General features: G+C 38.5%; 8 protein-coding genes. 5 read left to right on the top strand and 3 right to left on the bottom strand.

Features of this window, described 5'->3' with window-relative positions:
* The first annotated feature begins 169 nt into the window (after positions 1-169).
* From raiA to NUV40_03025, 3 genes are all read left to right on the top strand, one after another.
* Positions 170-544 (top strand): ribosome-associated translation inhibitor RaiA, encoded by a 375-nt coding sequence (gene raiA / locus NUV40_03035; protein MCR4342851.1) that lies wholly within the window; start codon positions 170-172, stop codon positions 542-544.
* The gene (locus NUV40_03030) at positions 468-1,898 is read left to right on the top strand and encodes a UDP-N-acetylglucosamine 1-carboxyvinyltransferase (GenBank protein MCR4342850.1); all 1,431 of its coding nucleotides are present in this window, start codon (positions 468-470) and stop codon (positions 1,896-1,898) included. Before raiA ends, NUV40_03030 begins: the two co-directional genes overlap by 77 nt.
* A gap of 75 nt (positions 1,899-1,973) precedes the next feature.
* Positions 1,974-2,624, top strand: coding sequence for a protein-L-isoaspartate O-methyltransferase (locus NUV40_03025; GenBank protein ID MCR4342849.1), 651 nt, complete (start codon positions 1,974-1,976; stop codon positions 2,622-2,624).
* On the opposite strand, the gene NUV40_03020 is transcribed toward NUV40_03025, so the two are convergent.
* Positions 2,614-3,135, bottom strand: coding sequence for a hypothetical protein (locus tag NUV40_03020; GenBank protein MCR4342848.1), 522 nt, complete (start codon positions 3,133-3,135; stop codon positions 2,614-2,616). The genes NUV40_03025 and NUV40_03020 overlap by 11 nt on opposite strands.
* A gap of 83 nt (positions 3,136-3,218) precedes the next feature.
* On the opposite strand from NUV40_03020, the gene NUV40_03015 reads away from it, so the two are divergent.
* Both NUV40_03015 and NUV40_03010 read left to right on the top strand, forming a co-directional pair.
* The gene (locus tag NUV40_03015) at positions 3,219-3,491 is read left to right on the top strand and encodes a hypothetical protein (GenBank protein ID MCR4342847.1); all 273 of its coding nucleotides are present in this window, start codon (positions 3,219-3,221) and stop codon (positions 3,489-3,491) included.
* Between the two features lie 28 nt (positions 3,492-3,519).
* Entirely contained in the window at positions 3,520-5,235 is a 1,716-nt protein-coding gene (locus tag NUV40_03010) for a hypothetical protein (GenBank protein MCR4342846.1), read from the top strand.
* 31 nt (positions 5,236-5,266) lie between these two features.
* Here the strand turns inward: NUV40_03010 and fmt are convergent, their stop codons facing one another.
* Both fmt and def read right to left on the bottom strand, forming a co-directional pair.
* Positions 5,267-6,151 carry a methionyl-tRNA formyltransferase gene (gene fmt, locus NUV40_03005; protein ID MCR4342845.1) on the bottom strand — a complete coding sequence of 295 codons (885 nt, stop codon included), beginning with the start codon at positions 6,149-6,151 and terminating at the stop codon, positions 5,267-5,269.
* Positions 6,141-6,668, bottom strand: a complete 528-nt coding sequence (def, locus tag NUV40_03000; GenBank protein MCR4342844.1) for a peptide deformylase — start codon at positions 6,666-6,668, stop codon at positions 6,141-6,143. The genes fmt and def overlap by 11 nt, the downstream gene beginning before the upstream one ends.
* Positions 6,669-6,752 lie beyond the last annotated feature (84 nt).

Raw genomic sequence — 6,752 nt, 5'->3', positions numbered from 1 at the left:
CAAAAAGACCGCATGAATCGCTTGGCATGATTTCTCCTTTAAGGTATATTGTTATGACATTACCAGCCAAAGAGTCTCATATGTGGTGGACGCGTACATAGTATTGAACAGCTTTTATTTTTGCTGTATAATATAAATATTACAATTAATAAGTATCTATATAACTATTATGAATATAAATATAAAAGCGACAAATATAGAGTTAACTCCCGCTATTTCTCTTTATGCCACTAAGAAAGTTGAGTCACTTGAGAAGTTTGCAGGTTCTGTGAAAATAGACGCTGAGGTGCAGGCTTGGGTTGAAGTTGGAAGGACCACTAGGCATCATGAGCAAGGAGATATTTTTAGGGCGGAGATTCAGATGAAGTTGCCTAATTATTCTCTCCGCGCAGAAGCTGAGGGGGAAGATTTATATGCAGCTATTGATAAAGTTCATGATGAGATGCAAAGAGAAATAAATAAAGCGCATGGCAGGCAGATTGCAAGATTACGCGAAGGTGCCAGAAGAATTAAAGGCATATTTAAGGGTTTTTATAAAAAATAAACTAATTTATCAGATGGCCGATTATCTTGTTAGCGGCGGAAAGCGTCTAAGCGGTTCTGTTATGGTGAATCCGTCAAAAAACGGCGCTGTCGCCATATTGATAGCTTCTCTTTTAAATGAGAAGAAAACTACAATAGAAAACCTTCCAAAAATTGAGGAGGTTTTTAGAATAATAGAGGTGCTGAAGAGCATAGGAGTGAAAGTGAATTGGCTTGATAACAAAAAAACGCAATACGGCGGGCATGCTGTTGAGATTATTCCTCCAAAGAAAATAGGAATAAATAATATAGACAAAGAGGCTGCTGGAATGACGCGAAGCATTATTCTTTTTGCCGGCGCTTTAGCTAATAGTTTTTCTAAGTTTTCTTTACCCGCTTCAGGCGGGTGTAAATTGGGCAAAAGATCAATAATGCCTCATATCTATACTTTAGAAGAATTTGGAATGAAAACTAAAATTTCGCCATCAGGCTATATTTTTAAGAGCGAAAAGATTTCTCCTGTTTCAAATTTGATTTTGTATGAAGCAGGCGATACTGTTACTGAAAATGCCATAATGATAGCATCTTTAGCTCCCGGAAAGACTGTCATAAGGTTTGCTTCAGCAAATTATCAGGTACAGGATTTGTGTTTCTTTTTAAAAAAACTCGGAGTAAAGATAGAGGGAGTAGGCACAAGCACTCTCGCCGTATATGGCAAGAAAAAAATAAGCAAAGAAATTTCTTATGCTTTGTCTGAAGATCCTATTGAGGCCATGCTCTTTATCTCTATTTCAATTACAACCATGTCGTCAATAACCATAGAAAGATGCCCGATAGATTTTCTCGAGCTTGAACTTTTAAAACTTAAAAAGATGGGTTTTCAATTCAAAATTTTGAGAGAATATAAAGCCAGAAACGGTTATACTCGTCTTGTAGACATAAGAACGCTCCCTTCTAAACTTAATGCGCCTGAAGAAAAAATCTCCGCAATGCCATATCCGGGTATCAATATAGACAATCTGCCGTTTTTTGCTGTTATTGCCATGAAGTCAAAAGGGGAGACATTGATTCATGATTGGACATATGAAAATCGAGCGGTGTATCTTTTGGAGCTCAGTAGGCTTGGAGCAAGGGTTACTTTAGCGGACCCTCATCGCGTGTTTATAGAAGGACCGTCTAAGCTTACTGCTACAGATATGGTATGCCCGCCGGCTCTTCGTCCTTCCACTATAATTTTAGCGGCAATTCTCGGCGCCAAAGGCAGGTCGCTTCTTTCAAACATCTATTCAATTGAACGCGGACATGAGGATCTTTGTGGCCGGCTTTTAAAACTTGGAGCAGGGATTAGAAAAATAGAGAATACAGAGAATAATTAAAAAATGTTAAACACCCGGTGTTTAACATTTTGAGTTTTGCAAGAGAAAAGCCACTTGCGTTATAATAATGATAATATGAATAAGCTTATTGAAGATTTGGTAAGCGAAGGGTTCTTAAAGACACCGAGAATTATTAATGCTTTCCGGCATATTGATAGAGCGGATTTTGTACCGGAGGAATTAAAGTTTGAGGCTTATGTGGACGCCCCTCTGCCTATTGGCTTCGGTCAGACTATTTCTCAGCCGTTAACAGTGGCTTTTATGTTGGAGCTTTTGGATCCTAAGCCCGGAGATAAAATACTTGATATAGGGTCAGGTTCGGGCTGGCAAACCGCGCTCTTGGCGTTTATTGTGAGTCATAATGATATTGGAGAAGAATTGCCGGCAGATAAAAAAGGAAAGATAATTTCCATAGAACTCATCCCTGAACTTGAGGCGATGGGCAGGAAAAATATTTTTAAATATAATTTCATTAAAAAGGGCATAGTTGATGTTCATTGTTTAAACGCGGCAAAAGGTTTCCCGTCTGAAGCTCCATATGAAAAAATAATTGCCGCTGCCTCAACAGATGAAATACCAAAAGAATGGGAGAATCAATTAAAGGTTTACGGTTCAATCGTCGCGCCTATTGAGTCAAGCCTTTGGCGATATAAAAAGAAGGAGGACGGCAGTTTTGAAAAGGAAGAATTCCCCGGCTTTGCTTTCGTTCCTTTTATCAAAGAATAAGCGAGAGCGAGACTATCAATAGTAGTACCACTATCTGGAGAAGCGCGCCTTTGAAAGGTTCGCCCATAAAAATATTTTTCCTATGGAAAAATAAATGTATTTTATGCAAGAAGGCAACGGGCTGTTTTTTAAAAAATATGTTTATCACCTCTATTATGTCAGGCAGAATAGCCGCCGGAGCTATCGTAAAGAGGGTAATAATCTTATCATGACCGTCTAGGGGGCTTAAGTTTATCAATATAAATGACACGAATACTCCTAAAAGTCCGTCAAAAGTTATTTTTATAAGATCTGTTTTTATTTTGATTCTTTCAATACAGCCATTTTTTTCTTTTTGACAACAGGTTTTAATTGACACCAGTTTATAATCCCAATGAGGAATTAAGTCTAAGAGATAATGACTGCAAAAAGCCGCTAAAAATATGACTAAGGCTTTGGTTGGAGTAATCGGCCCGGCCGCAAGAGGCATTGCAACGGCCGTCGCTGTAATTATGTGTGAAGAAAATATCATTCATTGTATAATAGCAAAAAATATATTTTTATACTGGGGATAACTATTTTGGCGTGTTATATTAATGGTAGTATAATTAAAATATGAAGAATATAATTTTAATCGGGCTCGTCGCTTTGGCGATTGGCTTAGGTGCCGGATATTATTACGGCAATACAACAGGCGTAAAAAGCGGGGTAGAAAGAGGAATGGCAGATTTATTAGCAGAGCAAGAGAAGGCCGCTGAAGAAGCGGCAAAGGCTGCTCAAGATAAAATCCTTGAGCAAATTAATCCTTTTGGGGATGCGGTCAATCCTTTCGAGGGCGGATATACAAATCCATTTGGAGAAGCAACGGCTAACCCTTTTGCTAATTAAGTTTTTGATTCTTTACTTTATTTAAATTATGTTAAAAAAAATATTATTTCTTTGTACAATATTTATTTTTTTGGTTACTATTTTTTCTTTTTTCACTTCTATCCAAGCCCAGGCCAATCTTTTTGATATTCAATTTCCTATTGCCGAGCTTGGTAACTGTGGATCTATGGGTGAATGCAAAACATATTGTGATGACGCTGTAAACATTGGCGCTTGCACCGCTTTTGCAGAGAAGCAAGGTTTGATAGTCCCTAAAGAGGCACAGAAAGTTAAGGTCATTGCAGAAAAAACTGGTCCAGGAGGATGTAAGAATGCTCGTGAATGTGATAATTATTGCCGTACGCCAGAACATGGGAAAGAGTGTGTTTTACATGCCGTGAAAGAAGGCTTTATATCCGAGGAAGAAGCGGATAGTATGCTTGAATTTATGAAGGATAAAGATAAAAAATTTACACCTCAGAAGGGCTTAAGTCCTGCGCATCTAAAAGGGCCAAAAGAACCAGAAGAATTTGATAAGAAGAAAGCAGAGGAGCTTATAGGGACAATCGGCGGACCGGGAGGATGTTCTACTTTTGGTGAATGTGATAAGTTTTGTAGCGACATTCAGAATAATGATACATGTATGGCGTATGCGGTTGAACATAAATTGATGAAAACAGAAGATGCTGAAAAGTTTAAGAAGCTAATGACAATAGAGGGTCCTGGCGGATGTCGCGGTAGAGAGTGTGAAAAATATTGCAACGACCCGGCGCATGGCGATGAGTGTTTCAATTTTGCTAAAGAGCATAATTTACTTCCAAAGGAAGAGATTCATAGAATAGAAAAATTTAAAGATATTAAAAATAATTTAGAAGCTAAGGGCGGTCCAGGGGACTGCCGTGGGGAAGAAGAGTGTCGAAATTATTGTTCAGACACAACTCATCTTGAGGAATGCGCCGCTTTTGCAGTTAATGTCGGATTTGTGGATACGGATAAAGCTAAAGATGTATTAATGCAATTTGTTGAAATCGAAAGATCCAGGCCTCAAGGGACGGAGTTCGGGCGTCCTAATGAAAATTTCAGTCCTACGCGAAGGTTTATCCCTCAAGATGAAAACTTTAAGTCAAATAGTGATTTTAGTAAATTCGGACCATCTCCTGAATTTGAAAAAAATTTTGAAGAGCGATTTAGACATTTCGAGCAGTTCCGTGGCGATTTTGAACATATGCCGTTACCACCTGAATTCAGGAATGACTTACAAAATGGATTTAATCCACCGCAAAGCTTTGAAGGAGGATTTCCTCCGCCTAATAACTATAACTTTCCCGGTAATGGAGAATTTCGTCCTGATATGGAATTCCCTATACCTGGAAAATTTGAAGGATTTATACCCTCTAGCGGTTTCATCTCCCCGAATACGGAAGGTGGTTATGTAAAGCCGCCTGATGCGGGTTTTGCATATCCACAAGGTGATTTTACTCCTTATGCTGAGCCGGGTACGTATTTACACGATCCCGCTTTTAATAATCCATATGTTCCGTCTACCGGTAATTTTACCCCGCCTAGCAATTATTCATATCCAACAGCTACAGAAGGTTCTTATATTACTCCTACCAATGAAGGCTCGTATCCTCCTTCATCTGACGATAATAGGTCGTATTTTCTTCCGCCTAGCGATGGAGCGTATACGTCGCCAAGTGACCAAACAATATTATTACCAACAGTACTTTTTCCTCTCTTTCCGCTCTTGAAGATATTATTTTAATCGCGATGAATTAAGCAAACAAATCCCCGATTTATATTATATAGTCGGGGATTTGTGATTTTAGTTCAGGATTTCCTTTTATAAAATCATTAAATAGCATTTCTTTTTTCCCTTCGGGTTTAATTTTCTCTAGTCGTAGTTTGCCGTCGGTAAGCGATACTTTTGTCACTATAATACGAAATGGCTTATTATCTTTAATTAAGAAGAAATAAGCTCCCGGTCGCGGATAGAAAGCTCTTATTTTTCTATAATTTATTTCAACAGGATTATTCCAATTGATAAGCGCATCTTCTTTTTTTATTTTCTCAGTATAGGTTGCTTTCTCATGCTTTTGCGGCGTCGCTTTGATTTTTCCTTCTATCCAAAGAAGGATACTTTCGGCTAAAAGTTTGCCTCCCAATTCAGCAAGTGCGTTCTCTAATTCCTCATAATCAATATTGGTGGCAAGTGGCAAATGACTGGCGGCAAGTATCGGTCCATGATCAAGTTCTTCATCAAGAAGCATTATCGTGACACCAAAATCTTTATCGCCGGCAAGTATGGCTGACTGGATAGGAGAGGGTCCGCGGTATTTAGGGAGGATGGACGGATGGACGTTTAATATCCCGTGTTTAGGTATTTCAATAATTTCCTTAGGTATAATTTTACCGAAAGCTGCAAGTATGAAAATGTCCCAATTTTCTTTCTTCAGGTTGTCGTATATTTCATTTAGTCTGGCAGGTTGAAGGGTTGGTATCTTTTCTTTATTCGCCCATATTTTTACAGGAGATGGAGTGAGGGTGAGTTTTCTCCCTTTTGGTTTATCTCGCGCAGTTATAATAAGGGAAGGTGTTAAGTCTTCCTTTTTCAGTTCTTCAAGTATTTTTACGGCAAAAAGAGGGGAGCCTAAGAAGGCTATTTTAAGTTTATTTGCCATAATCTATTTTCTTTAAGTTTTTTGCGGAATCTATAAAGAGTATGCCATTTAGATGGTCCACTTCGTGCTGGATTATTTGCGCTAAGAGACCTGATGCCCCTCTGGTGAATTTTTTGCCGTTTTCATCAAGCGCTTCCACTGTAACTTTGTCGGAGCGTTTTATTTCACCTTGCACACTTTCTACGCTTAGGCATCCTTCCGGTATGATACTCTGCCTCTTGGACATTTTCGTTATCTTGGGGTTGATGAAGACTATATCCTTGGTTTTAGGTTGATCGGCTTCTTCTTCGTCTTTAAGCTTCATATCCAGATTAAAAAACCTCCCTGAAACTATAAATATGCGCAAGGATTCGGCTACCTGGGGGGCGGCAAGAGCTACTCCCTCATCATAATCTATAAGCGTCTCAGACATTCGTTTTAAGAGTTTTTTGATCTTATCACTCTTTATCTCTTCAGGCTTAAGCTCTCTGGCCTTCTCCCTTAAGACTTTATTTTCTTTTTGAACTACATCTCTCATTAAAGCTGATTATAATACAAAATTGGCATATTGACAAATGTAAAATCATGTTTATAATTAGGGTAGAAGAAGAGAAGTTTTTTT

The organism is Patescibacteria group bacterium (assembly GCA_024654625.1).
Taxonomy (GTDB): domain Bacteria; phylum Patescibacteriota; class Minisyncoccia.
Note: the sequence above shows the minus strand (reverse complement) of the source record. Positions and strands in the feature narration are given on the sequence as shown.